19 protein-coding genes are annotated in these 25,570 nt (G+C 68.7%); 11 read left to right on the plus strand and 8 right to left on the minus strand.

Annotated elements, in window-relative coordinates:
* Positions 1–1,093 (plus strand): molybdopterin dinucleotide binding domain-containing protein (locus tag VKA86_17785; GenBank protein ID HKK73057.1); only part of this gene is annotated, 1,093 nt, incomplete at its 5' end.
* Positions 1,093–2,556, plus strand: coding sequence for a DMSO/selenate family reductase complex B subunit (locus tag VKA86_17790; protein HKK73058.1), 1,464 nt, complete (start codon positions 1,093–1,095; stop codon positions 2,554–2,556). The genes VKA86_17785 and VKA86_17790, both read left to right, overlap by 1 nt.
* Here the strand turns inward: VKA86_17790 and VKA86_17795 are convergent.
* From VKA86_17795 to VKA86_17810, 4 genes are read right to left on the minus strand one after another with little or no spacing between them, the layout of a single operon-like run.
* Positions 2,507–3,445: a phosphatase PAP2 family protein gene (locus VKA86_17795; protein HKK73059.1), complete on the minus strand. Its 939-nt coding sequence runs from the start codon at positions 3,443–3,445 to the stop codon at positions 2,507–2,509. The genes VKA86_17790 and VKA86_17795 overlap by 50 nt on opposite strands.
* Complete coding sequence (locus VKA86_17800; GenBank protein ID HKK73060.1) at positions 3,442–4,440, minus strand: NAD-dependent epimerase/dehydratase family protein; 999 nt, start codon at positions 4,438–4,440, stop codon at positions 3,442–3,444. The genes VKA86_17795 and VKA86_17800 overlap by 4 nt, the downstream gene beginning before the upstream one ends.
* Before the next feature lie 3 nt (positions 4,441–4,443).
* Positions 4,444–5,574 (minus strand): N-acetyltransferase, encoded by a 1,131-nt coding sequence (locus tag VKA86_17805; GenBank protein ID HKK73061.1) that lies wholly within the window; start codon positions 5,572–5,574, stop codon positions 4,444–4,446.
* A 37-nt stretch (positions 5,575–5,611) separates the two neighbouring features.
* Complete coding sequence (locus VKA86_17810) at positions 5,612–6,844, minus strand: pyridoxal phosphate-dependent aminotransferase family protein (protein HKK73062.1); 1,233 nt, start codon at positions 6,842–6,844, stop codon at positions 5,612–5,614.
* A gap of 392 nt (positions 6,845–7,236) precedes the next feature.
* Between VKA86_17810 and hybB the strand changes: the two genes are divergently transcribed.
* From hybB to VKA86_17825, 3 genes are all read left to right on the plus strand, one after another.
* Entirely contained in the window at positions 7,237–8,427 is a 1,191-nt protein-coding gene (hybB, locus tag VKA86_17815; GenBank protein ID HKK73063.1) for a Ni/Fe-hydrogenase cytochrome b subunit, read from the plus strand.
* 193 nt (positions 8,428–8,620) lie between these two features.
* A complete protein-coding gene (locus VKA86_17820) occupies positions 8,621–11,887 on the plus strand; it encodes a glycosyl hydrolase (GenBank protein HKK73064.1) in 3,267 nt (1,088 codons plus the stop codon).
* A gap of 80 nt (positions 11,888–11,967) precedes the next feature.
* Positions 11,968–12,468, plus strand: coding sequence for a DinB family protein (locus VKA86_17825; GenBank protein ID HKK73065.1), 501 nt, complete (start codon positions 11,968–11,970; stop codon positions 12,466–12,468).
* On the opposite strand, the gene VKA86_17830 is transcribed toward VKA86_17825, so the two are convergent.
* Complete coding sequence (locus VKA86_17830; GenBank protein HKK73066.1) at positions 12,425–15,643, minus strand: hypothetical protein; 3,219 nt, start codon at positions 15,641–15,643, stop codon at positions 12,425–12,427. The genes VKA86_17825 and VKA86_17830 overlap by 44 nt on opposite strands.
* 88 nt (positions 15,644–15,731) lie before the next feature.
* Entirely contained in the window at positions 15,732–16,145 is a 414-nt protein-coding gene (locus VKA86_17835; protein ID HKK73067.1) for a DoxX family protein, read from the minus strand.
* Positions 16,146–16,311: 166 nt separating this feature from the next.
* Here VKA86_17835 and VKA86_17840 point away from each other — a divergent pair, with 166 nt between their 5' ends.
* On the plus strand, positions 16,312–16,728 hold the full coding sequence (locus tag VKA86_17840) for a hypothetical protein (protein HKK73068.1): 417 nt from the start codon (positions 16,312–16,314) through the stop codon (positions 16,726–16,728).
* 69 nt (positions 16,729–16,797) lie between these two features.
* Positions 16,798–18,372, plus strand: a complete 1,575-nt coding sequence (locus tag VKA86_17845) for a serine/threonine-protein kinase (GenBank protein ID HKK73069.1) — start codon at positions 16,798–16,800, stop codon at positions 18,370–18,372.
* On the opposite strand, the gene VKA86_17850 is transcribed toward VKA86_17845, so the two are convergent.
* Complete coding sequence (locus tag VKA86_17850) at positions 18,369–19,193, minus strand: alpha/beta hydrolase (GenBank protein HKK73070.1); 825 nt, start codon at positions 19,191–19,193, stop codon at positions 18,369–18,371. The genes VKA86_17845 and VKA86_17850 overlap by 4 nt on opposite strands.
* Positions 19,194–19,527: 334 nt before the next feature.
* Here VKA86_17850 and VKA86_17855 point away from each other — a divergent pair, with 334 nt between their 5' ends.
* The 3 genes from VKA86_17855 to VKA86_17865 all read left to right on the plus strand — a co-directional run bounded on the left by VKA86_17855 (position 19,528) and on the right by VKA86_17865 (position 22,986).
* Positions 19,528–21,129: an FMN-binding glutamate synthase family protein gene (locus VKA86_17855; protein ID HKK73071.1), complete on the plus strand. Its 1,602-nt coding sequence runs from the start codon at positions 19,528–19,530 to the stop codon at positions 21,127–21,129.
* Positions 21,130–21,205: 76 nt separating this feature from the next.
* Positions 21,206–22,399, plus strand: coding sequence for an arylsulfotransferase family protein (locus VKA86_17860; protein HKK73072.1), 1,194 nt, complete (start codon positions 21,206–21,208; stop codon positions 22,397–22,399).
* A 107-nt stretch (positions 22,400–22,506) separates the two neighbouring features.
* The gene (locus VKA86_17865; protein HKK73073.1) at positions 22,507–22,986 is read left to right on the plus strand and encodes a YbhB/YbcL family Raf kinase inhibitor-like protein; all 480 of its coding nucleotides are present in this window, start codon (positions 22,507–22,509) and stop codon (positions 22,984–22,986) included.
* Between the two features lie 876 nt (positions 22,987–23,862).
* Here VKA86_17865 and VKA86_17870 read toward each other — a convergent pair.
* The gene (locus VKA86_17870) at positions 23,863–24,900 is read right to left on the minus strand and encodes a DUF933 domain-containing protein (protein HKK73074.1); all 1,038 of its coding nucleotides are present in this window, start codon (positions 24,898–24,900) and stop codon (positions 23,863–23,865) included.
* Positions 24,901–25,075: 175 nt separating this feature from the next.
* On the opposite strand from VKA86_17870, the gene VKA86_17875 reads away from it, so the two are divergent.
* The gene (locus VKA86_17875; GenBank protein HKK73075.1) at positions 25,076–25,540 is read left to right on the plus strand and encodes a Rieske (2Fe-2S) protein; all 465 of its coding nucleotides are present in this window, start codon (positions 25,076–25,078) and stop codon (positions 25,538–25,540) included.
* Positions 25,541–25,570 lie beyond the last annotated feature (30 nt).

Raw genomic sequence — 25,570 nt, forward strand, 5'->3', positions numbered from 1 at the left:
CGACGGACGCCGCATGGGCCGCGACCACGGCGTGCGCGGGCTCGAGGCCCGCGGCCTCGACACGCTCGAGAGCGACGTCAAACTGATCTGGTCGGTCGCGTCGAACATCCTCGCCAACCAGCACGGCGACCTCAACCGTACCGGCGAACTGCTGCGCGACACCTCGAAGGTCGAGTTCCTGGTCGTCCAGGACAACTTCCTCACCCCGAGCGCGCGCTTCGCCGACCTGGTCCTGCCCGCCTGTACCCAGTTCGAGACCTGGGGCCTGGAGGACGGCTGGAAGTACGGCCAGGAGGTCATCCTGATGCCCCGGATCGTCGAACCGCTGGGCGAATCGAAGAGCGACTACCGCATCGCCGCCGATCTGGCGGAGCGCCTGGGTGTGGCCGAGGCCTACACCGAGGGCCGCGACGAGCGCGCGTGGACGAAGTGGATCTTCGACCGCCACCGCGAGCGCTGGCTGCCCGACCTGCCCGACTTCGAGGACATGGTCGAAGGCAACGTCGGCGCGTGGTCCACACCGGTGACCGAACCGATCGTCGCCCTCGAGGATTTCCGCCGTGATCCCGAGGCGCATCCGTTGACCACACCGTCGGGGAAGATCGAACTCTTCTCACTGGCCATGCACCACTTCGGCCGGCCCGACGTCGCGCCCGCGGTTCCCAAGTACGTCCAGGAATGGGAGAGCCCCTTCGGCGACGAGGCGGAACGGTATCCTCTGCAGTGCATCGCCAACCACACGCTGGCACGCGTGCACTCGACGCACGACAACAACGACTGGCTGAGGGAAGCCCATCCACAACGTCTGTGGATCCATCCGCTCGACGCCGAGACACGTGGACTGCACGACGGCGACGAGGCCCGTGTGTTCAACGATCGCGGCGAGACCCGTATCCCCTGCGCGATCACCCGTCGCATCATGCCCGGCGTCGTGAACCTGCCGCAGGGCAGCTGGTGGACCCCCGACGAGAACGGGATCGACCGACGCGGCTCGGTGAACGTGCTCACCTCCGAGCGCTGGACCCCCTACGCCTTCGGCGCCGCGCTGCAGACGGCCATGGTGCAGGTCGCGCCGGTGGAGGGCCGATCCTGATGCGCCGGACGACCTTCTGGTTCGACGCCGCCACGTGCTCGGGCTGCAAGGCCTGCCAGGTGGCGTGCAAGGATCGCAACGGACTCGAGGTCGGCCGTCTGTGGCGCCGGGTGTCCGAGGTCTCCGGCGGTGGCTGGACCCGCGACGGCGGGGCCTGGCGACAGGACGTCTTCGCCTACCATCTGTCGATCTCCTGCAATCACTGCGAGAAGCCGATCTGCCTCGAGGGGTGTCCCGCAGGGGCGATCGTGCGACGCGACGACGGGATCGTGTTGATCGATCCCGAGCACTGCCTGGGCTGTGGCTACTGCAGCTGGGTCTGCCCCTACAGCGCACCACAGTACAGCGGCACGCTCGGCACCATGAGCAAGTGCACCTTCTGCGTGGAGGACCTCGAGGAAGGCCGCGACCCCGCGTGTGTGGAGGCCTGCCCCGTGCGGGCCCTCGACGCCGGCGAGCCCGAGGATCTGACCGCGCGGCACGGAGCTCCCGACATGGCGGTCGGTGCTGCGCCGCTCCCACCGGTGGGGCTGACGGAGCCGGCCCTGCACCTTGCACCTCATGCGGCGAGTGACCGTTCGGGCGAGCCGGACACCGTGCTGGCCCCGAGCCCCGCCCGGGGTCTGCGCGAATGGTCGCTGGTGGCCTTCACCCTGCTGTCGCAGATGGCGGCGGGCATCGCTCTGGTGGCCGGCGTACTGCGGGCAGCGCTGGCCGGGGAGTCGACGAGCGACCTCGCGTTCGATCCCGCCGCCGTCGACCGCGTGGCCATGCCGGCGATCGCGCTGTTCCTGCTCGCCGCCCTGCTCACGTCGGCGGCGCATCTGGGCCGGCCCGTCCGGGCGTGGCGTGCGTTGCGGAACCTGCGCGCATCGTGGCTGAGCCGCGAGGTCCTGCTCGCCGTCGTCCTGCTGGTGACGGCAGGGGCGGCGACGATCACCGGCCACGGCATCCTCGCCTGGCTGACCGTCCCCGCCGCGGCCCTGTACCTGTTCGGCATGACCCGCGTCTACACCGTGCGCACCGTTCCGGTGTGGAACACGGCGATGACACCGGTGAACTTCACGGCAAGTGCCCTCGTGACCGGAGGGTTGGCCCTGCACGCCCTCTTGTGGTCTCGCGCCCCGGCCGCGTCCCTGCCGTCGTCGGCCGCCGTCACGCTGGCGCTGGGACTGGTGGCCCTACTGATCGTCGTATGGGTCGGTCTCCGCTTCGGTCTGGGACACCGCATGCGCCTTCGCCGCCCCTACGAAGACTCCACACGGGTGGGGCCCACACCCGCCGGCGCCGGCCTGGCGGCCGCGGCGACGGTGACGCTGATCCTCGCGTCGCTTGGTGCCGTGGTCGCCTGGCCGAGCGCCGCACTGCTCTCCGCAGCGTGGGGTGCGTGGGCACTCGCCGTGGCGTCGGAGATCAGTGAACGACAGGCCTACTACGGAGCCTACCGGCGCGTCGGGGTGTGAGGCGGCGCACCTGCAACCGCCGGTGCAACCACGAACCCAGCACGAAGGTCACGCCACACCACAGGATGCCGGCCAGCGAATCCACCAGGTAGTGGAAACCACCGTACACCGTCCCCACCGTGAGCAGGGTCACGAGAACGGCCAGGATCCATCGTGTGATCCGGGCCGTCCTCCACGCACACGCCAGCACGCAGCACGCCACGGCCACGTGGCTCGACGGAAACGCCGTTCCGATCGACGAACCGCCGCTGACCACGGCATTCACCAGGGGCGGGAAGAGCGAGCCCGGCGCCGGCGGATCGAGCGGGCCGAAGTAGTGGTACGGACCCGTGACCGGCACGAGCACGAACCAGATCTGGCACGACCCGAAGGTCAACGCGAGCACGGTCAGGTACCATTCCAGTCCGGCCCACTCCCGCCGCAGCACCAGCACCACGAACAGGAGAGCGGGCAGCGCGTAGTAGGAGCCGTAGCCCAGATGCAGCAGCTCCGACACCCAGGTCCACGACCACGCCCGGGCGAAGACCTGCGAGGTGTCCACGCCGAACAGGGTCCGCTCGAGCGAGACGAGGTACGGGTCGAAGTAGCGCTCGCCCCAGATCACGTCGTTGAGGACGCCGATCTCGAGGTAGAAGAGAGGGCCGAGCACGAGCGGGAAGATGCGGCGGACGAAGGCGATGGCGACCGGTGCCCTCGAGCTCGTCCGGGCCATCAGGACGATCAGACCGACACCCACGAGATGGAGGGACAGCAGAAGGAACGGGTGCGGCAGGGTCCGAGCGCCGAGCAGCACCAGGATCGCCGTCACCACCAGGTAGACACACAGGACCCACTCGACGGGACGGAGGCCGGGTCCGAAGTTCCCCATCGCACGATCGATCCCGCTCACGGCAACCACCCGTGTTCGCGGTACCAGCGCACCGTCTCGTGCAGACCCTCGCGCAACGTGACCGCCGGGCGGAATCCCAGCTCCCGCGCGATTCGCGCCGGTGAGCAGGTCCAGGCCTCGGCCTGCAGGTCGGCGAGTCGATCGGCCGGGAGGGGACCCGGCCGTCGCAAGAGCTGGCCGATCATCGACGACATGCCGGCGGCCACCGGGAGCAACCCGGTCGAGACGGGGATCCGCCGCGGTCGACGCCGCAGCGTGTCGGCCATGACGTCGACGATCTCGTCCCAGTCGGTCGGCGCGGGGTCGGCCACGAACCAGGTACGTCCTTCGGCCCGGTGATCCCCGACGACGTCGACGAGCACCCGCGCAAGATCGCGGACGTGCACCACCGACAGCGCCTGCGGCACGGAACCGATGCGCGGCACCCACCCCCGCTCCACCATGCGGGCCAGCCGCAGGAAGTCCCGGTCTCGCGGGCCGAAGACCGCGGGTGGTCGCAGGATCGACCACGCGAGGCGGTCCGACGCCGCCTCGCGCAGCACTCTCTCCGCCCGCAGCTTGCTCCGACCGTAGGCCGAGATCGGGCGCTCGGACTGCATTTCGTCACGCACCCGCTCCCGCGTGCTGGGCCCGGCCGCGGCCAGACTGCTGACCAGGACGAAGTGCCGGGGTGCTCCCGCCGGGCGAGCACAGGCCTCGGCCAGATCCCGCGTGGTCCGGACGTTCGCTCGCTCGTAGTCGTCGTCGGTGGCCGCGCGCGTGGCTCCCGCCACGTGGATGACGGCGCGTGCACTGTCGACCAACGGCTCGACCGCACCGCGCTCCTCGTAGTCCACGCGGCACACCTCGACACGATCGACCGGCAGCGCGTCGATCCGACTGCTCCGCCGGACCGCGACCCGCACCGGCAGGTCACGGCGCAGCAGTTCGTCGACGACGTGCGAGCCCACGAAGCCGTTCGCTCCCGTCACCAACACCGGAGCGGTCGCGTCCATGTCTCAGCCTCCGACCGACATCTCGTAGAGGCGATAGGTCTTGTAGGGAAGAGCTCCCATGGCGCCCTCGATGGGTTTGCGGATGCCGTGGTTGTCCTCGAGCACCCACGAGAGCTCCGCCCCGCGCAGTCCGACCTTCGCCGCATGATCGTACAGGTCGGCGTACAGGACCGCATCGAGCCCCCGTCCCCGGTAGTCGTCGACCACACCCAGGACGAGCACGCGCGCGGCGTCGATCCGACGGGAATGCCAGAGGATCTTCAGCAGGCCGAAGGGGAAGAGCCGACCGTTGGCGTGGCGCAGAGCCTGGTTCATGTCGGGCAGAGCGAGGGCGAAGGCCACCGTCCGGTCGCCGTGTTCTGCGATCCGGACGAGTCCGGGATCGAGGACCTGCCGCAGCGACGCGGCCATGTGGTCGATCTCGGAGTCGGTCATCGGGACGAAGCCCCAGTTCCGCTCCCACGCCGCGTTGTACACCGACTTGAAGCGATCGACCTCGGCGTCGAAGTCCTTCTTCCGGAAAGCACGGAAGGTGATCTCGGGATTCCGTGCCCGGGCGATACGAGCCGCACGTTGCAGGCGCTCGGGTGCACCCTCCGGAGGAGCGTCGAGCCAGTACGCGAGCAGGTCCTTGGCCTTGCCAAGGCCGGCTTCCTCCAGGACACGGTCGTAGTAGGGTGGAGAGTGTGGCATGAGGACGGCGGGCGGGCTGTCGAAGCCCTCGACCAGTACACCACACTCGTCGTTGGTCGAGGGATTGACCGGGCCGCGTAGCGTGCGCAGTCCCCAGTCGCGACAACGCACACGCGCCGCCTCGACCAACGCCGAGGCCACGTTCGGATCGTCGATCGACTCGAAGTAGCCGAAGAAGCCACAGCCGTCGTTCCAGGCGCGCTCGTGGTTGTGGTTACGAATGGCCGCAATGCGTCCTACGACCTCGCCATCGCTGCGGGCGAGCATGGGCTCGATCTGGCCGTGCTCGAGGAAGGGATTGTGGGCGGGATCGAAGACCCGGACGGCGTCGCGGATCAAGGGCGGTACCCAGACAGGATCGTCGGCGTAGATCTTCCACGGCAGGCGCACGAAGCGCTCGAGTTCGGCACGCCCACGCGCCGGACGGACCTCGACGTTCACCTCGGCGCCCCCTCTCCACGCGGCACGGGCGGTCGCCCTACCCGTCGATCATCCCGAATTCGCGCCCCACGGTGCGGAAGGCCGACAGCACCCGCTCGAGGTGCTCCTCGGTGTGGGTCGCCATGTACGACGTGCGGATCAGGCCCCCGCCCTCGGGCACCGCCGGCGGTACCACCGGATTGGTGAACACGCCCTCGGCCAACAGTCGCTTCCAGAACATGAAGGTCCGGTCGCTGTCCCCGATCAGCACGGGGACCACGGGCGTGATCGAGCGTCCGGTGTCGAATCCCATGGCCCGTAGCTGTGCGTTCACGTAGTCGGCGTGCGTGCGAACACGGACCCGCCGCTCGGGCTCTTCGCGCATCAGCTGAAGGCACTTCAACACGGTGGCGATCGCGTAGGGCGGCATGCTCGCGCTGAACATGAGGCTACGCGCATGGTGCTTGACGTAATGGAGCACGTCCTCGTCACCGGCCACGAAACCGCCGATCGAGGAAAAGGCCTTGGAGAAGGTCCCGATCAGGAGATCGACGTCGTCGACCACACCGAGCTCTTCGCTCGCTCCCACACCCGACTCGCCGAGGACGCCGACGGCGTGGGCCTCGTCGACCGCGATCCTCGCGCCGTGCTCCTGGCAGAGCGGGACGATCTCGTCGAGAGGGGAAAGATCACCTTCCATCGAGAACACCCCGTCGACCACGACGAGCTTGCCCGCTTCGGGTGGCGTCTTGATGAGGAAGCGGCGCAGGGCCTCGACGTCGTTGTGGTCGAAGCGATGGACGTCGGCGTACGACAGACGGCAGCCGTCGATGATACTGGCGTGGTCGAGCTTGTCGGTGAAGATCACGTCGCCGCGGCCGGCCAGGCTGCTGATCACGCCGAGATTCGTCTGGAAGCCGGTCGAGAAGACCAGGGCCGCCTCCTTGTCACAGAAGTCTGCGAGCTCGCGCTCGAGCTCCTCGTGCATGGACAGCGTACCGTTCAGGAATCGGCTTCCGGTGCAGCCCGTTCCCCACGTTCGCGCGGCCGACTCGGCGGCCTCGATCACCCGCGGGTCGTGGGTGTAGCCGAGATAGTTGTTCGACCCCGCCATCACCAGTTCGTGTCCGTCGATGTGGACCGTGTTCGCCGTCGAACTCGAGATGGCCTGGAAATACGGGTACAGGCCGGCCGCGATCGCTTCACGCGCGCGCGTGAAGCGGCGTGTCTTGTCGAAGACGTCGACGGTGACTCGCTGGGGAACGGCCTCGGAGTGTGCCAGTGGCTTCATGAGCGTCGATCCAGGGGCGGTGAGTGACAGAGCCCACGATGTGCAATGCACGGGTGCGGTGTCCATGGGGGCAACCCGGAGCCCTCGCACCTGACTGCGGAATCGAAACGATGACCGGCCAGTAGAACGAATGGGCTGAGACGCCACCATCGGCATGCACCCCAGGTCGTGATCAGGGTATCCCCCATCCGCTGACGCCCGCATTGATGCAAGGCCATCACCGGACCGCGCCACGACATGATGCACGATCATCGTTTCCGGTGATCCGGTCGAGGACGTCACCATTCCGCAACACGGTGCATCATGCCGGAATTCCTATACTGGACGGCGACCGAGATGCGAGTGCTCCGCGCCCGCGCTGCGGAGTCCATCCGCCGAGCAGGGAGGCGACCATGTCCGCGCATCAGCCCGAGGAGCAGGTCCACCGCTCCGTATGGACACCTGCGTACCAAGCCCTGATCGTCGTTGCCCTGATCGCGACCCTCATGGTCGCGGTCCGCTTCTTCGTCGGCCTGGGCCCCATGACCAACATGACCGACGTCTTCCCGTGGGGCACGTGGAAGGTCTTCAACGTGATCGTGTTGACGGCCCTCGGCTCGGGCGGCTACGCCCTGGCCTTCGTGACCTACGTCCTGAATCACTACCGTTACCATCCGATCGTTCGCCACGCGTTGCTGACCAGTGCGGTGGGTTACACCATCGGGATCATATCGTTGACCGCCGACATCGGACGCCCCTGGAACATCTGGCGGGTCTTCGTCTACTGGGGCGAGTGGAACCTCGACAGCGTGCTGCTCGAGGTCTCGCTGTGCGTCACTGCCTACGTGGCGGTCGTGTGGATCGAGCTGTCGCCGGCCTTCCTCGAGCGCTGGCGCAAGTCGGGCCGTAAGCGCCTCGCCGCGTTCTCCGAGAAGGCGCTGAAGGTCCTCCACGTGATCATGCCGTGGATCATCGCCATGGGAATCCTGTTGCCGACCATGCACCAGAGTTCCCTCGGATCGCTGTACCTGCTGGCGGGCCACAAGGTCCATCCGCTGTGGTACACACCCCTGATCCCGGCCCTCTTCCTGGTGAGCTGCTGGATCATGGGCTACGCCATGGTGATCGCCACCTACATCCTGTTCAGTCGCCGCTACGGGCGCCCCAACTACGACGCGACCCTCACCCGTCTGGCGCACTTCATGGCCTACGTCATCCTGTTCTTCGGCGCGCTCCGCGTCGGTGACCTGATCTGGCGCGACCAGTTCCTGCGACTGTTCGACGGGAGCTGGCAGAGCTGGCTGGTGATCCTGGAGCTGGTCTTCGTGTTCGTCCCCGGCGTGGCGATGATCGTCGACAAGTCACGTCGTGAACGCCCGTCGTGCATGTTCCGCATGGCCTGCTTCATCCTCCTGGGTGGGGCCATGTACCGCATGGACGCCGGGTGGCTGGCCTTCGACGGTGGTATCGGTGCGGTGTACTTCCCCAGCGTGATCGAACTGATCGCCACGGTGGGCCTGATCGCCATCCAGGGGACGATCTACCTGCTGGTGATCAAGAACTTCCCGATCCTCACCGAGCCCGAGCCTCACGGTACGCCCTGAGAACGCCGGCCGGAGACCACGACCGATCTCCGGCCGGCACGACGATCCGCACCACGCACACGTCGACCGGTTCCGTACTGGAACCGCCGGGCCGTGGCGGCTACCCTCGGGCCTTCACCGATCTCGACCTCGGCGACCCGTCCCCGGACCTCGCGCACCGATCGCGCGGATCGCCCCACGAAAGGCCCTTCGCATGCACCGGATCCCCTCGCTCGGCGTCCTGCTGTGCGCGCTCGTCCTGGCCCTGCCGGGTTCTGCACACGCTGCCGACGAAGAAGACACCAGGATGAACGCCGGCACCTTCACCGGCCTCGAGCTGCGCGGCATCGGCCCGGCCCTGATGAGCGGCCGGATCTCCGACATCGTCGTCCACCCCGACGACACCGGCACGTGGTACGTGGCCGTCGGCAGCGGCGGCGTGTGGAAGACCACCAACGCCGGCACCACGTGGACGCCGATCTTCGACGACCAGAGCAGCTATTCCATCGGCTGCATCACGCTCGACCCCAACGACCCCGACACCGTGTGGGTCGGCACGGGCGAGAACGTGAGCGGCCGGCACGTGGGCTACGGCGACGGCGTCTACCGCAGCCGAGACGGCGGCCGCACCTGGGAACACATGGGACTCGAGGAGTCCGAACACGTCGGCATGATCCGGATCCGTCCGGGCGCGCCGAACGTGGTGTACGTCGCGGCGCAGGGCCCCCTGTGGTCGGGCGGCGGCCAGCGCGGTCTGTACATGAGCGAGGACGGCGGCGAGACGTGGAACAAGGTGCTCGGCGGCGGCGAGTGGACCGGCGTGAACGAGGTCCACCTCGATCCGACCGACCCCGACGTCATGTACGCCTCCACCCACCAGCGTCTCCGCACCGTCGCCGCGCTCATGAACGGCGGCCCCGAGTCGGGGATCCACAAGTCCGTCGACGGTGGCCGGACCTGGCGCGAGCTGACGACCGGGCTGCCACAGGAGGACATGGGCAAGATCGGCCTGACCGTCTCACCCCACGATCCCGACATCGTGTACGCCACCATCGAACTGGGCGACCGCGAGGGCGGCTTCTGGCGCTCGCTCGACGGCGGCGAGAGCTGGGAGAAGCGCAACGACTACCTGAGCGGTGGCACCGGCCCACACTACTACCAGGAGATCTTCGCCGATCCCCACCACCGGCACACCGTGTACCAGATGGACGTGCGGCTGCACCGCACCACCGACGGCGGCGAGACCTTCGAGGGCGTGAACGAGCAGTACAAGCACGTCGACAACCACGCCCTGGCCTTCGCCCCGCACGACCCCGACTACCTGCTGGCCGGCTGCGACGGCGGCGTGTACGAGAGCTGGGATCGTGGACAGTCGTGGAAGTTCGTGTCGAACCTGCCCGTCACGCAGTTCTACAAGCTCGACGTCGACTACGACGAGCCCTTCTACCACGTGGTCGGCGGCACCCAGGACAACAACACGCAGTACGGCCCGACCACGACCGACAACGTGCACGGAATCCGCAACAGCGACTGGCGGATCACCATGTTCGGCGACGGCCACGAGCCGGCGATCGACTACAGCGACCCCGACATCATCTACTCGCAGTGGCAGCAGGGGAACCACATGCGCGTGGACCGCGTCACCGGCGAGTACCTTTACATCCAGCCCCAGCCGGCCGAGGGCGAGCCCCACGATCGCTGGAACTGGGACAGCCCGATCCTGATCAGCCAGCACGATCCCGCACGGATCTACGTGGCCAGCCAGCGCCTGTGGCGCAGCGACGACCGCGGCGACAGCTGGCGCGCGCTCAGCGGCGACCTGACGCGCGACGAGGACCGTCTGACCCTGGAGATGATGGATCGCGTGTGGAGCATCGACGCGCCCTGGGACCTCTACGCGATGTCGATGTTCAACACCATCACCTCGATCGCCGAGTCGCCGCTCGACGAGAACCTGATGTACGTGGGAACCGACGACGGCCTGATCCAGGTGACCGAGGACGGCGGCGAGACATGGCGCCGGATCGACGACTTCGGCGACGTGCCCGAGCGGGCGTACGTCAACGACATCCGCGCCGACCTGCACGATGTCGACACCGTGTACGCGCTCTTCGACGCGCACAAGATGGGCGACTTCGCGCCCTACGTGTTGCGCAGCACCGACCGCGGCCGCTCGTGGGAGTCGATGAACGGCGATCTGCCCGACCGCCACGTGGTGTGGCGCATGGTGCAGGACCACGAGGATCCCGAGTTGTTCTTCCTGGGCACCGAGTTCGGCGTGTTCTTCACGCTCGACGCCGGCGAACGCTGGATCGAGCTCAGCGGCTCACCCACCATCGCCTTCCGCGACCTCGTGATCCAGCGCCGCGAGAACGATCTCGTGGGCGCGACCTTCGGCCGCGGCTTCTTCGTGCTGGACGACTACGAGCCCCTGCGCGAGATCGACGAGGAGCTGCTCGAGTCGCCGGCACACCTGTTCGAGGTGGAGGACGCCGACTGGTACGTGCAGCGCCGCGTGCTCGGCGGCAGCCAGAAGGCCAGCCAGGGCGACGCCTTCTACGTGGCGCCGAACCCGCCCTTCGGCGCGGTGTTCACCTACTACCTGCGCGACGCGCTGAAGACGCGCGAGCAGGAACGCCAGGAGCAGGAGAAGGAGATCGCGGCCGAGGGCGGCGACACGCCGTATCCCGGTTGGGACGCCCTGCGCGAGGAGGAACTCGAGGACGAACCCGCGATCCTGCTGACCGTGCGCGACGCCAACGGCAACGTGGTTCGTCACGTCGAGGGTCCGACCTCGGCGGGCATCCACCGCGTGGCCTGGGACCTGCGCTACCCGACGCACCGCGCCGAGACCGACGGGGAGGTGGACGAGGGCGACGGCTTCCTGGCCGCCCCCGGCTCCTACAGCGTGGAGCTGGTGCAGCGTCATCGCGGCGAGGTCACCGTGCTCGCCGGCCGCGAGAGATTCGATCTGGTTCCGTTGCGCGAACGCGGCCTGCCCGGCGCACCGCTCGGCGACGTGGCCGCCTTCCACCGCGAGCTCGAGGACGTGCAGGGACGCGTGAGTGCCGTGGGCTCGCTGCTCGACGACACGGCCGAGCGCATCGACGCGATCAAGGCCGCCCTGGCGCGGGCCCCCGTTCCGGTCGACGGCCCGAACGCGACCGCCCGCGCGCTCGAGCGGCAGGTCGAAGAGATGAAGGAGCGCCTGCGGGGCAACCGCCGGCGCGCGCGGTACAACGAAGAAGGTCCGATTTCGATCCAGCAGCGGATCGGCGTGGCCCGGACCGGCGTGTCGCGCTCGACCTACGGCCCCACACCCATGCACCGCGAGACCCTGCGCATCGGCGTGGAACGCCTCGAGAACCTGAGCGAGGAGCTGCAGACGATCGTTCGGACCGACCTGCCGGCCCTGGAGCGCGAACTCGACGCCGCCGGCGTGCCGTGGACGCCCGGTCGGGGAGTCCCCGACGGGCGTTGACGTCATCGCGCCGAGGCGCTTCGATGACGGGCGGTGCCAACCTGGTGCCGCCCGTTCGCTCGTCCCGCCCGGAGGTCGCCATGCAGTCCCATCTCGAAGAAGCGCTCGATGCCTGGCGTGATGCCCGCAGCCTGGTGATCGGCGAAGCCCGCAACATCCCCGCGACGAAGTACGACTTCCGTCCCGTCGAGCAGGTCCGCAGCGTGGGCGAACTGCTCGCGCACATCCTCGAGGTCAGTGAGCTGATGGTCGGCGAACTGTGCCGTCAGGACGGCGACTTCACGCGCAAACCCTTCGAGGAACTGCTCGAGGAACACGCCGGCGACGTCCGGAACCTGCGCGAGAAGGACGAACTGGTCGAGGCCCTCGAGCACACGCTCGAGACGGGCATCGACCGCCTCCGCGGGACGGGCGAGGACCACATCCTCGCCGGCATCCTGCGCTTCGACGGCCAGCAGGGCAGCCGCCTGGCGTGGATGCACCACGGCATCTCGCAGGAGATGTACCACGGCGGCCAGCTCGCCCTGTACACGCGGCTCATGGGCGGCATCCCGGCGTTGACGAAGAGGATCCGGGGCTAGGCCAGGCCGCGCGGCGGATCTGGTCGACGTCGTCGTCGTCGAGGACACCCGCTGCCGCGGCCTGCTCGATCACGCGCGCGGCCCGACGGTGGCGGCCGAGCCGACGCAGCAGGGGTACCTGGATCCACACGGAAGAGTGGGTCTCGTAGTCCTCGGGATCGGGGCGGCCCCGCTCCAACTCGCGGAGCAGACGGAATGCCCGGTACGGATCGATGTGGCCGAGCGCCGTCCAGGCGCTCGAGTGGTCCATGTACCCGGTCCGACCACTCTCCCGGAGGAGCGACACCAGGGGATCCCGCAGGCGCGCCGCCCGCTCCCCGTGTCCGGCCTCGAGCAGTTGCAGGGCGAGTCGGGCGAGGAACATCCGGTCGGACGGAAAGTCGTCGACGCCCACCGCGATCTCGAGACGTTCTTGGGTTTCGGGCAGTTCGAGGACCCGCGCCAGGTCCTCAGGGCGCGGCTCGGACCCGAGGACCCGTTCGATCAGGTCGCGCGGATCGTCGGTCTCCGCCAGGGCGCGACGAAAGTCCGAGTGGTCGTCGAACACGGGATCGGGTTCGGCCAGGGCCTGCGGACCGTCGTCGTACCAGGATCGCGCGACCAACGACTCGACCTCACCGCGGTCGACCACCGGCACGTCCAGCGCCTCGGCCAGCGCCATCACGTACTCGCGCAGGAGGGAACGGACGCGGGCGTCGTGTGCATACGGATGGAACGAGAGCAGACCGAAGCTGCGCGTCAGAGCCACCAGCACGCGACCGACGACCCGCCCACGCCCGTCGCGGGCGTAGACCACCTGTTTGTTGACGTCGGCGATGTTCGCGAAGACGGAGAAGTAGTTGGATTCGCTCGGAGCGAGACACGTGTCGAACCACCGCCCCATGTGGAGCAGTTGCAGGGGGTCGCGTTCGATCGTCACGCGGAGGGTCCCTCGGTGGCCCACGTCGACGACACGAACCGGCGCGCGGTCGACCCAGGGGTCCACGCGAACCCCGTGCGCCGCCGCCTCGCGCAGGAACCTCCGGTTCGCCGCGTGATCGCGCAGGTCCCACGGCGGCTCGCCCGCACGCACGGTGAGGATCCGCCAGGCCAGGTCACGCGCCGGCGACTCGAGAGACCGCGTCCCCGCGATCCCGACCAAGACGTCGACGTCGTCGAACCAGTCGGCGCTCCGACCCAACCACCGCTCCAGACGTGCCTGCGTCGCTGCGCGTCGGTCGTCGATCCAGCGCCGCAGGAAGGCCCGGCACGTCGCGCGTTCGAACCTGGCCACGAGGTTGTCCACGCGCGCCTCGGAGATCGGGGGCGGATGTTCGAGGTGATGTCGCAATCGCTCGACGCGCCGGCGCTGCGCCTCGTTCAACGGAGCGCGGGCCTCCAGGGCCTCGATCCGGCGCCGCAGTTCGGCGGGGTCGGGCCGGTCCTTGCGCAGGATCCGACGCGCCGTCCGCGCCGCCTGCGGTTCCCACGCCGCCAGTGCGTCGGCGGCACGCCGTAGCCGATCCGGGAGGGCGACGCCCAGATCGACCGGCGGGGCCTGGTGGGCTTCGACACGAGCGTGGGTCGTGCCGACGAGGCGAGCCAGTGCCGCAGCGTGCTCGACCTCGCGATCGGTCGCCTCGGCGAGGGCGGGGATCGCACGTTCGTGGAAGGTCGACCCGTCGACCGTCCCGTGCAGGGCGCGGAGCAGGGCGACGGCTGCTGCCTCGTCGTCGGGACACGGCGCGCGCAGCAGCGCCCTCCAGCTGCGCGCGTTCTCACCGAGCAGGACTGCGGCGACGGCCCCGGTCTTCCAGCCCAACCAGTCGCCCCCGCGTGAACGGCCGGACGCGTCGATCTCCGGGAGGATCGACCGGGGCACGAACCGCGCGTGCCGCTCGATCCGAAGGAGTGCCTCTTCGGGGGGCAGCCGGTCCTGGGCGCGAAGGAGTTCGAGGCAGGACTCGAGTGTGGAAACCTCATCGAGGTACGAGGCCCAGTCCTCGGGACCCTCGTCGTCGGAGTCTCCGAGGTACGCGTCCCACCAGGGTTGCCAGCCGGGTGTCCGTCCACCGCTGGCGGCCGTCCACCGTTGCCACAGATCGGGGAGCGCCCGGATCCAGGTTTCCCCGAGGCGCACCGGGTCGGGCGACCACGACGATCGGAACACGCCCACGAAGGCGGCGAACAAGGTCCACCGGAACCCCGCCGTACTCGGCACCGCCGACAGCGTACGGGTCATGGGTTCGAGCAGGGCCTCGAACTCGGTCGTGCCCAGAGCCTCGAAATGCTGCTCGAGATTCGTGAGCACCGGATTCGGGAAGCGCGCGGCTCGGTCGCGCAGAGCGTCGAGTGCCTCGGCTTCGGCCTCCGCCCACGGACCAATCGTGTCGTCGTCGGTTCCGTCCTCGGGTGTCAGCACCGCGAGCAGTCGCAGCAGTTGCTTGCGAGATCGACGCGGCACGGCGGCCATGCGATCGAGCACCCGCCGCACGTCGGGCACGGTGCGCCGGCCGCGGGGACAGGCGACCGTGTCCGGGTCGCGCTGCAGTGCCTGGGCCTGGAAGACCGAGTCGAGGAATTCGCGGGCTTCGTCCGGGCGCCAGGGCATACGGCCGGGGTCGGCCAGGAGAGCGGCCACGGTGGTGGCGTGCTTGCGGCCGAGTTCCCGGGCCCACTGCGCCAGGCGCAGGATCCACACCGGGTCGTCGTCGGGCACCCGCTCACGGCTGCGAGTGAGCAGCGTGCGGTGGTTCAGGACCCATTTCCAGTGCGCCCGCGCCGCTCTCGGCTGCAGGACATGGCTCCACACCAGTGCGTCGTGGACGTCGCGCAGCGGGTCGTCGCCGGACGGTTCGGGGGCGAGCGGCGGGGCCAGCAGTTCGATCCGCCGACCCTGGCGGATGCCGTCGAGTGCCCTCAGCAGATCGAAGGTCGCGGCGCACCACGCCTCGGCGTCGCCCACGACCTTCGGCAGCGCGCGCGGGAACTCGTTGCGCAGCGACACCACGCGGGCCCGGGTCGTGCGCAGCGTTCCGTCGTCGAGGTCGATCGTCCGACTGGGTGCCGCAGGCGGCACCGTACACCAGCGGCCGTCGGCGGTGGGAAAACCGCGCAGCCAGCCGAGTTCGTCGCGCAGGATCCGCTCGACACGTCGGACACCGGAGCGCTTCGGACGGAGTTTCTCGGGTCGCACGAACGCAGGTGTCTTCCGGGAGCACAGGCGATCGAAGGTCTGCCCAGTGTGCCCGATCGGCCTGTCACCGTCGAGAGGCACTCACCGATCAGCCACCCTCGCCCGACGACGCCCGCGCCCCGTCGATGCTCGCCACGCCCGCGCCGCGTGACGCCACGTACAGGAACACGAAGCAGTACAGCGCGGCCAGCTCGCCCTGGTTGACCACGGGGAAGAACGAGTCGTCGAAGCGGAACTTCCAGTGGAACTGGAAGTAGGCCACGGCCATCTGTCCGCTGGCGAGGAAGGCCAGCAGCGACGTGAACAGCCCGACGGCGATGCCCAGACCGCAGACGAGTTCGACCACACCGCCGATCCACAACTGCGACCCCACCGGCGGCTGGCTCTCGGTGAGCACGCCGAAGAGCTTCTGCATGCCGTGCAACGAGAACATGAGCCCCGCCACGATCCGCAGGGCGGCGTAGATGGGTTCGGACCAGGGGGCGAGAAGTCGAGCGATCATGGCGGCCTCCTGTTGGGACGCGGAAGGATCACCGGTCAGGCTCGGAGGTTCCGCTCGGGTCCGGAGTCGGGTCGTTCCCGAGACGAGGGGTCGGGGGCTCCCGCGTCGATGCAGACGCCCTCTCGCCGCACATTCACCGCGCAACTGCAGATCGAGGAGCCGAACCATGTATCTTGGTGAATTCTTCTTCGTGTTCGTGCTCGCCAGTGTGCTGAGCCTGATCCTCGTGTCCGGACTGGGGTGGAGACATCCCCGCTCCGACGACGTCCTGGCGTCGCTGGCCTTCAGCTTCGTGCTGATCGGTCTGTTCGCGTGGCTCGCGTCGGCGTGGATCGGCCCGCAGGGACCCACTCTCTGGGGCGTGAGCTGGGTGCCGATGGCGGTGGTCAGTCTGCTCGTGGCACTGGTGATCCTGTCCCTGGCCGTCCCCCCGTCCGAACCGCCGGTGGGCGAGCGTCGTACGGCGCGCGAGGAGCAGCGCGCGGTCCGCTCGCAGCGACGGCTCTACACCTACGGTGTCGCCTTCTGGGTCCTGGTCGTCGCGACGATCACGGCGGCGATCTTCGGCGACACGATCCTGTAGCGCGTTGACACCCGGGCGCGGACGGATCACGATCCTCCGCCCGCCGGCTCGCATCCCGAGAGGATCGGTGTGCTCCGTCCCGCCCGTCGACCGGACCCGTCCGACCATCCGGTCGAGGTTCATCAGCTCCGCGACCGGATCCGTCTGTACCTGCAGGTCATGCTGACGGTCGACGTGGTCGCGCACCTGAGCGATCACGTCACGCCGTTGCTGTTCGAGGGCCTCGAGACGCCCGACTACCCGGCGGTGACCCTGGCCGTGCGCTGGGGCGTGACCGTGCTCATCGCCGCCGCGTGGGCGGTGACACGCTTCGTCCAGCCCGGGCGCACGGCACTCGTCGCCCTCGAAACGTCCGTGGCCCTCGGACTCGCGCTGGTGTACGTGCACATCGCGACCGTACACCTCGACGGCGAGTTCACCCCCTTCGGGCCGGTGTTCGCGATGTTCGGCGTGATGTTGTTGCTGGGTGTGCGGGCGGCACTGGTGCCGAGTCCCGTTCCGCGCACGGCAGCGATCGGTCTGGCCAGTGTGGCGTGTGTGTTCGTCTTCGGGGGCGAGGCCGTCCGCTCGCTCGACCCCACGATCCTCGAGGGGATCGTGTTCATCGGTGGTGCGTACGTGCTCGCCACGGCGGTGACGTCGCACGTGATCTACGGCCTCCGCCGCGAGGTCCGTGCGGCGCAACGTCTCGGGCAGTACACGCTCGAGGCGAAGCTCGGCGAGGGCGGGATGGGCACCGTGTACCGTGCGCGCCACGCGATGCTGCGGCGTGACGCCGCGATCAAACTGATCCGGCCGGACGGCGACACCGACCCGGAACGCCGTGCCCAGACCCAGCGACGCTTCGAGCGCGAGGCCCACGTCACGTCCAGGCTCCAGTCGCCCCACACCGTCGAACTGTACGACTTCGGGCTCTCGGCGGACGGATCCTACTACTACGTCATGGAACTGCTCGACGGAATCGATCTCCATAACGCGGTCACCCGGTACGGACCCATGCCGCCACCACGGGTGGTGCACGTCCTGCGTCAGATCTGCGATTCGCTCGAGGAGGCCCACGTCGCCGGCCTGGTGCATCGCGACGTCAAGCCGGCCAACGTGCTGCTTTGCCACCACGGGTTGCGGCACGACTTCGTCAAGGTGCTCGACTTCGGACTGGTCGCTCTCGAGGAGGAGGAGCGGGTCGCCGACCCGAAACTCACGATCGAGGGCATGGTCGGAGGGACTCCTGCCTACATGGCCCCGGAGATGGCCACCGACCCCGCAGCGGTCGACGGCCGAGCGGATCTGTACGCGGTGGGGTGCATCGCGTACTGGCTGCTGTCGGGGCGACCGCCCTTCGAACGCGACACCGCCATGGCCACGATCCTCGCCCATGTGAACGACGCTCCGCCCCCCCTGTCGCACGTGAGCGAGGTCGCGGTGCCCGCGGATCTCGGGACACTCGTGCTGGGGTGTCTGGCCAAGGAACCCTCCCGACGACCGGCCTCGGCCGGCGAGCTGTCGGGCCGACTGGCCGCGATCGTCGAGGTCGGAACGTGGACCGAGACCGACGCGTCGCGTTGGTGGTCGACGCACCGGCCCTCGACCGTCGTCACTCCAGAGGAGTTCGAGCCGCTGAGCGTGACCCGCGTCGCTCCCTAGTCCCGCGCCCGATCGAGCGAACCGAGGAAGTCCCCGATCGCACCCCGCACCGTGGGCAGTGACGAGCCGAACCCGTCGTTGTGGCCCCCGCGCAGGTCCACCCGTCGCTTCGGGGGCGCCGCGGCATCGTACAGGCGGGTGCCGAGTTCGTAGGGAATGACCTCGTCGTCGGGACTGTGCAGGAAGAGCTTGGGGACGTCGGTCGCGGCCACGGCCTCGGCGGCGTCGAAGCGGAAGCGCAGGAGCCGGCCCACGGGCAGCCACCCGTAGTGGCGCCGGGCGACGTCGATGGCGCGGTTGAAGGTCGACTCGACCACCAGCCCGCCGACCCGGACCTGCCGGGCGAGATCGGCGGCGACGGCTCCTCCCAGCGAGCGGCCCCAGACCACGACGTGCTCCGGGGGAAGCCCTTCGTCCTCGACGAGGAATCGCCACGCCGCCCGCGCGTCATCGTACAGACCCGACTCGCTCGGCGAACCCTCGCTCCGACCGTAGCCACGGTAGTCGAAGATCAGCACCGACAACCCGAGATCGTGCAGGACCTGCAGCGTGAACAGACGATCTGCGATGTCACCGGCGTTGCCGTGACAGAAGAGCACGGTGAAGCGTGCGTCGGGGTGCGGCACGAGCCAACCGTGGAGCGTGACGCCGTCCTCGGTGGTGAAGGTGACCTCGCGGTGATCGAGACCCACCACGCCGGGATCGGCGTCGAGCGTGCGGTCGGGGAAGTAGAGCAAGCGGTCCTGGAGTGCCCACGCCAGCAGGACCAGCACGGCGTAGGCCGCGCCCAGGGCGACGACGATCGACACGACGAGCGACATCCTCACGCCTCGGATCCTCACGGGCCGGGGGGCTCCTGCGTTTGTGCACCGCGAGCACGCCGGTGTCCAGTCCCGTCGGCCGGTTCCCGGTCTTCTCGACTCCCGAGGGGTCTGTCAGGACCCGCGCCGGTGGCATCCCGGTTCCCGTTCTCGCGACGAGAGGACCGAAACCAGCAACCTCCACACCGCCCGCGTGCCGGCTGGACTCACCGGAGTACCACGAACGGTCGTGGCTCACGCGCCTCCACGGAAGCGGTCGGCGGTCGAGCCTCCTAGACTGGGCAGAGTTCCGAGTTCCACAGTTTGCTCATTGATTCCCGAGGAGTTCTCTTCAGTGGTCCGACGTTGGTTCTTCGCCGTCCTGATCGTCCTGGTCGTCATCGAAGCCGTACTCGCGATCATCTGGCCGCCTGGCCTCTGGTCACTCGTGGTGCTCGGCCCGCTCGCCCTGCTCGGCCTGCACGACGTACTGCAGACGAAACGCACGATTCTGCGAAATTTCCCCCTCATCGGTCACTTCAGGTATCTGTTCGAGGACATCCGGCCCGAGATCCAGCAGTACTTCATCGAATCGAACATCGATGCGCATCCCATCGAGCGTGAGATGCGGAGCATCGTCTACCAGCGAGCCAAGGGAGAACTCGAGACCAAGCCCTTCGGAACGGAGCGAGACGTGTACCGCCCGGGCTACGAGTGGGCGGGGCACGCACTCCAGGGCACCGACGAGGTCGACCGGGACGTTCGCGTCCGCGTGGGATCGGACAAGTGCGAAAAACCGTACGACGCGTCACCGTTGAACATCTCGGCAATGAGTTTCGGAGCCCTGTCCTCGGCGGCGGTCCGCGCACTGAACATCGGAGCCAGGGAAGGCCGGTTCGCGCACAACACGGGTGAAGGGGGCTTGTCGCAACACCACCTCGAACCGGGTGCCGACATCATCTGGCAGATCGGGACTGGTTACTTCGGCTGCAGAACACTCGACGGAGCGTTCGACCCCGACCGGTTCCGGGACAATGCACGGATCGAGCAGGTTCGCATGATCGAGGTCAAACTGTCACAAGGAGCCAAGCCCGGACATGGTGGGGTGCTACCGGCGTGCAAGGTGACGCCGGAGATCGCGAAGTACCGTGGAGTGCCCAAGGGGAAGACCGTCATTTCGCCCCCTCGGCACACCGCGTTCGAATCCCCCGTGGAGATGCTCGAATTCCTAGCGCAGCTCCGCGAACTCTCGGGAGGCAAACCCGTCGGCTTCAAGATCTGCATCGGGGAGCGTGTCGAGTTCCTCGCACTGTGCAAGGCGATGCGGGAGACGGGCCTCACGCCCGATTTCATCACGGTCGACGGTGGCGAGGGAGGAACCGGGGCGGCGCCCCTCGAGTTCTCCAACTCCATGGGGATGCCGGCTCGCGAGAGCTGGAGCTTCGTACACAACGCGCTCGTCGGCTCCATGCTGCGAACGAACATTCGGGTGTTCGCGAGCGGCAAGATCTTCACCGGTTTCCACATGGTGCGCGCAATGGCATTGGGCGCAGATGCCTGCTACAGCGCGCGCGGTTTCATGCTCGCGCTCGGATGCATCCAGGCGCTCCGCTGCAATACGGACGCTTGCCCGACGGGAGTCGCCACCCAGAATCCCGCACTGGTGAAAGGGCTGGTCGTCGCGGACAAGTCGGAGAGGGTCCGGCGATTCCACGAGGGAACGATCACGAGTTTCGTCGAGCTGCTCGGTGCAATGGGTATCGACTCACTCGACGGGATCACGCCGGACCGCATTCACCGCCGAGCGGACGACGGCCGCGTCCGCACGCTCGCCGAGTTGTCCGACTCCCTGGAGCCCGGGGCGCTCGTCGACGGGTCGGCACCCGATGATTGGCAACGTGCGTGGAACCGAGCGCAGGCATCCTCGTTCGCGCCCGCCTACGCGTCCCATTCCTGAGATCCCGACACGGAGCCGTGGAATCGGGTCCCGAACTCCGAGCCATGTAGGAACACCTCGCGAAGGGAGATCCACCGTGCCCCGCGCCCTTCTCCTCCCGCTCGCCCTGCCCCTGCTGCTCGTCGCCTGTGGCAGCGGTCAGGAGACCGACACTTCCGACGAGGCACAGGAGCCATCGATCGACGAACTCCGCTCGCTCCCGTATCTCGGCTTCACCGGCGAGGCCGACGAGGACGAGTCGGGGACCGTGCACTTCGACCCCGAGCGTTCGTCCCCCGGCTACAACCTCTACACGGTGCGCCAGCTCTCGATGGCCGAACTCGTCGATGCCCGCGGCGAGGTGGTGCGACGCTGGACCGGACCGCCGGGACGCTGGGCGCGCGTGCAACTCCTGGACAACGGCGACCTGCTGATCGTGGGCAAGGACGACGTGCGCTACGTCATGCGGCAGACCTGGGGCGGCGAGGTCCTGTGGCGCCACGATCTCCCCTCGCACCACGACATCCGGCTCACACCCGACGGCCACGTGGCCACGCTCACTCTGTACGAACGCTCCCTGCCGGCGATCACCACCAAGGTACCGGTGCGCGACGACGCGGTGACCGTCTTCGACGGACCCACCGAAGAGATCCTCGACGAGGCGTCGCTGTACGACGTCCTGCACGACGGCGGCTTCGACTTCCAGTTCGTCGCGCCCGATCCGAAGGTCGGCCACGTCGACCTCCTGCACGCCAACTCCGTGCGCTGGATGACCGATCCGGATCTCTTCGGGCGCGACCGGATCTACGAGGCCGGCAACGTGATCGTGAGCATCCGCCACCAGGACACCATCTCCATCTTCGACTTCGACGACCGCGAGCTTCTGTGGGCCTGGGGCCAGGGCGAGATCAGCGGTCCGCACGACGCCCACGTACTCGCCAACGGCAACCTGCTGATCTTCGACAACGGTCTCGGGCGGGACTGGTCGCGCGTGATCGAACTCGATCCGCTCCGGCGCGAGATCGTGTGGAGCTACCGCGCCCCACATCCCTACGACTTCTACACCCGTGGCCGCGGCTCGAACCAGCGACTGCCGAACGGCAACACGCTGATCACCGAGTCCGACACCGGCCGCGTGTTCGAGGTCACGCCCGACGGCGAGGTCGTCTGGGAGTACTTCAGCCCGCACTTCCGCAACGAGAAGCGCGCCACGCTCGTGCGTTGCTACCGGATCGGGACGGACCTCGTGGAGCGGTTGGTGGCCGAGCACCGTGAGACCGGCCGCCGCTGACCGGTGTCCGGGATGCCATCACCCGGACGTCCGGCGACGCCCCGTGGACCGCATCCGTCCGAGGTCCTACACTTCCGCCCTCACGACCCGAGACCGAGGAGGAGGACATGGGATTCGCACCGTCGCCGATGAAGCTCGCCAGCACCGCGTTCGCCGATCGCGGAGCGATTCCGACCAAGCACAGCGGTGAAGGCGAGAACACGTCGCCGCCGCTGACCTGGACCGACGCTCCCGACGGCACGAAGGCCTTCGCCGTGATCTGCCACGATCCCGACGCCCCGCTGGTGACCCCGAAGGGCCAGTACGGCTACGTGCACTGGGTGCTGTACGACATCCCCGGCTCGGTCACCGAGCTGCACGAGGGCACGCAGGACTACACCGCCGGCAAGAACGAGACGGGCGAGGCCGGCTACACCGGCCCCATGCCGCCCAACGGCCACGGCGTGCACCACTACTTCTTCTGGGTGCTCGCGCTCGACCAGGACGTCGAGCTGCCGGCCGGCCTGACGCTGTGGGAGCTGCTCGAGAAGATCGAGCCCCACGTGCTCGGCATGAACCGGCTGGTGGGGACGTACGAGCGGGACTGATCGCGGTCTGTCGATCTCGGCGCCGCACGGGGACGAGGATCGCGGCCGTCAGGTCTCGTTCCCCGTGCACGCCGACTGTCGAGTCCGTCGACTTCCGCGACGGAAGTGGGAAGCCTGGGACTCAGCCGGAAGCGCATCACACCGCCGGCCCGACGATCGGCTCCCGCCACCCGACCACCGGGAGGTCCGTGCCCGTGCGTGCCGGTCCGATCCTGTCGCTGATCCTTCTCGTCCAGTCCGTGCTCGCGGGCACGGCCCCCGCCCAGGCGGCCTCGATGTGGAGGGACTTCGCTCCCACGACGGCGATCGCCATCGGCGAACTCGCGCGGGTCGACGAGTGGGATCTGCTGGTCCTGATGAGCGGTCACGACGGCGCCAGCAATGCGGACGACTGGGGCGGCGCACGGTGGGTGAATGCGAACGTGACCGAGTGGCAGTTCGGCGGCAGCGCCGACGACATCGCGGGCCGAGAGCCCGATCCGAACATCATCGACCTCCTGGCCGTGCCCTGGGCAGGGAGCGAATCGGCGCCGGAGCAGTTCGAGCAGCTCCACTACCTCACGCCCGAGGCGCAGGCTCGCTTCACGAACGACCTCGATTCGGTCGAGCTCGCCATGTCCGGGTCCGAAGCCGTGGCAATCGAAGGTCCCGTGTCGGACGACCCGGCGCCGGTCCGTCACCGGCTGGCGATCGAGTCGATCGCACCGAATCCCTTCAACCCGTCGACGACGATCCGCTTCCGCCTCGCGACGGACGGGTCCGCTCGGAGAAGATGGTGCTGCTGGAGTGAACCTCGCCCCTCGTGCACTGCGAGGGTTCGGCACGATCACCGCAAGGAGCTACCGAGGGACTCACGACCCACGGCGTGGCCTGCGCTCACACCGAGAACCGCACCTCGATCACGTCGCCGTCGTGCACGACGTAGTCCTTGCCCTCGAGCCGGTACACGCCCGCGGCCTTGGCGGCCTTCTCGTCACCGTACTTCTCGAGGTCTTCGAAGGCGACCACCTCGGCGCGGATGAAGCCGCGCTGCAGGTCGGTGTGGATCCGGCCGGCGGCCTCGGGCGCGGTGGCGCCCTCACGCACGCTCCAGGCCCGGCACTCGTCGGGCCCCGACGTGAGGAAGGAGATCAGACCCAGCCCGGCGTAGGCCGTGCGGATGAAGCGGTCGACGGCGGGCGTGTCGATGCCGAGGTCGGCCATGAACTCGCGGCGTTCTTCGTCGTCGAGTCCGGCGATCTCGGCCTCGATCGGAGCCGACAGCGCGCACAGCGCGTGGCCCGCCCGCTCGCAGGCGGCGGCCAGGGCGGGCTCGGGCTCGGCCCCGGCCCGGTCCTCGGCCACGTTCGCCACCACCACCACGGGCTTCAGCGACAGGAACTGGTAGCCGCGCAGGCGGGTGAGCTCGTCGTCGCCCAGGTCGAGCGTGCGCAGCGGCTGCTCGTCCTCGAGGTGCGCCTTCAGCTTCTCCATGATCCCGATCTCGGCCTCGGCCTCCTTCAGGCCGCGCTTGCGATCGGCGACCAGTTTCTCGAGCCGTCGGTCGACCAGGTCGAGGTCGGTCACCGCGGTGGCGAGTTCGAAGGACTCGAGGTCGTCGGTGTCCTCGCTGCTCCCGCTGAAGCGATCGAGCACCAGCACCAGGGCGTCGCAGTTGCGAAGTTCGGGCACGGCGAGCAGCGCGTTCAGGTCGGCGCCGGCGTGCCTGGGCTCGGCCCCCAGATCCGTGAACTCGAGATGGGCCGGCGTCGTCTTCTTCGGCTGATACTTCTCGGCGAGCCAGTCCAGGCGGGGATCGGGCACGGGAACCGTGACCTCGTGGTCCTGCTTGCCCCGGCGCGCGCCCTCTCCCGCCATGAGCAGCGAGAAGAGCGAACTCTTGCCGACCTGGGGTTCGCCGACGATTCCGATCATGTCAGTGGCCTCACGAAGAGGAGTTGAGCGTGGTCCGCGCGAGCCCCGCGCGACCGCACCATCCTACGGACCCGGCTGCGCATCCGCAAAGCGACCCCGGATCCCGTCCCGCTTGACCGCGTCGACGCTTCCTCCGTATCGTCGACTTCCCGCCTCCCCCCCCGGAGCCCGGATCGTGAGCTCGATCACCCGTCGTCGCTGGATGCTCGCGACCGTCGCGATGCTGTTGGCGCGCCCGCTCGGCCTCGTTTCGGCCCTGTCGGGGTGTGCGTCGTCCGACGACGAGGAGACCGACCCCATCCTGCGCGTGCCCGTCGCCGACGTCCCCACCGAGGGCCGGATCGAGCGCAAGCAGGGCCGCGTGGTCGTCGAACTGCGACGCGAGGACGGCGAGATCCGGGCGCGGTCCATGCTCTGCTCGCACCAGTTCTGCCGCGTGCAGTGGAAGCCCGACGAGAACCACTACCTCTGCCCCTGCGACGACGGCCTCTTCGCCGCCGACGGCAGCGTCAAGTACGGCCGCGCGAGGCGGCCGCTGCGCGACCTCGAGTACCGGACGATGGGCGACGAGATCTGGATCGACACGCGGCAGGTGTACCGGCTGGCGCCACTGCCGGACGACCCCACCGGCACGGAGTGAGCCGTCGTTCCGCCACGATTGCGCACACCG

This window comes from Candidatus Krumholzibacteriia bacterium, assembly GCA_035268685.1.
Taxonomy (GTDB): Bacteria; Krumholzibacteriota; Krumholzibacteriia; order JAJRXK01; family JAJRXK01; genus JAJRXK01.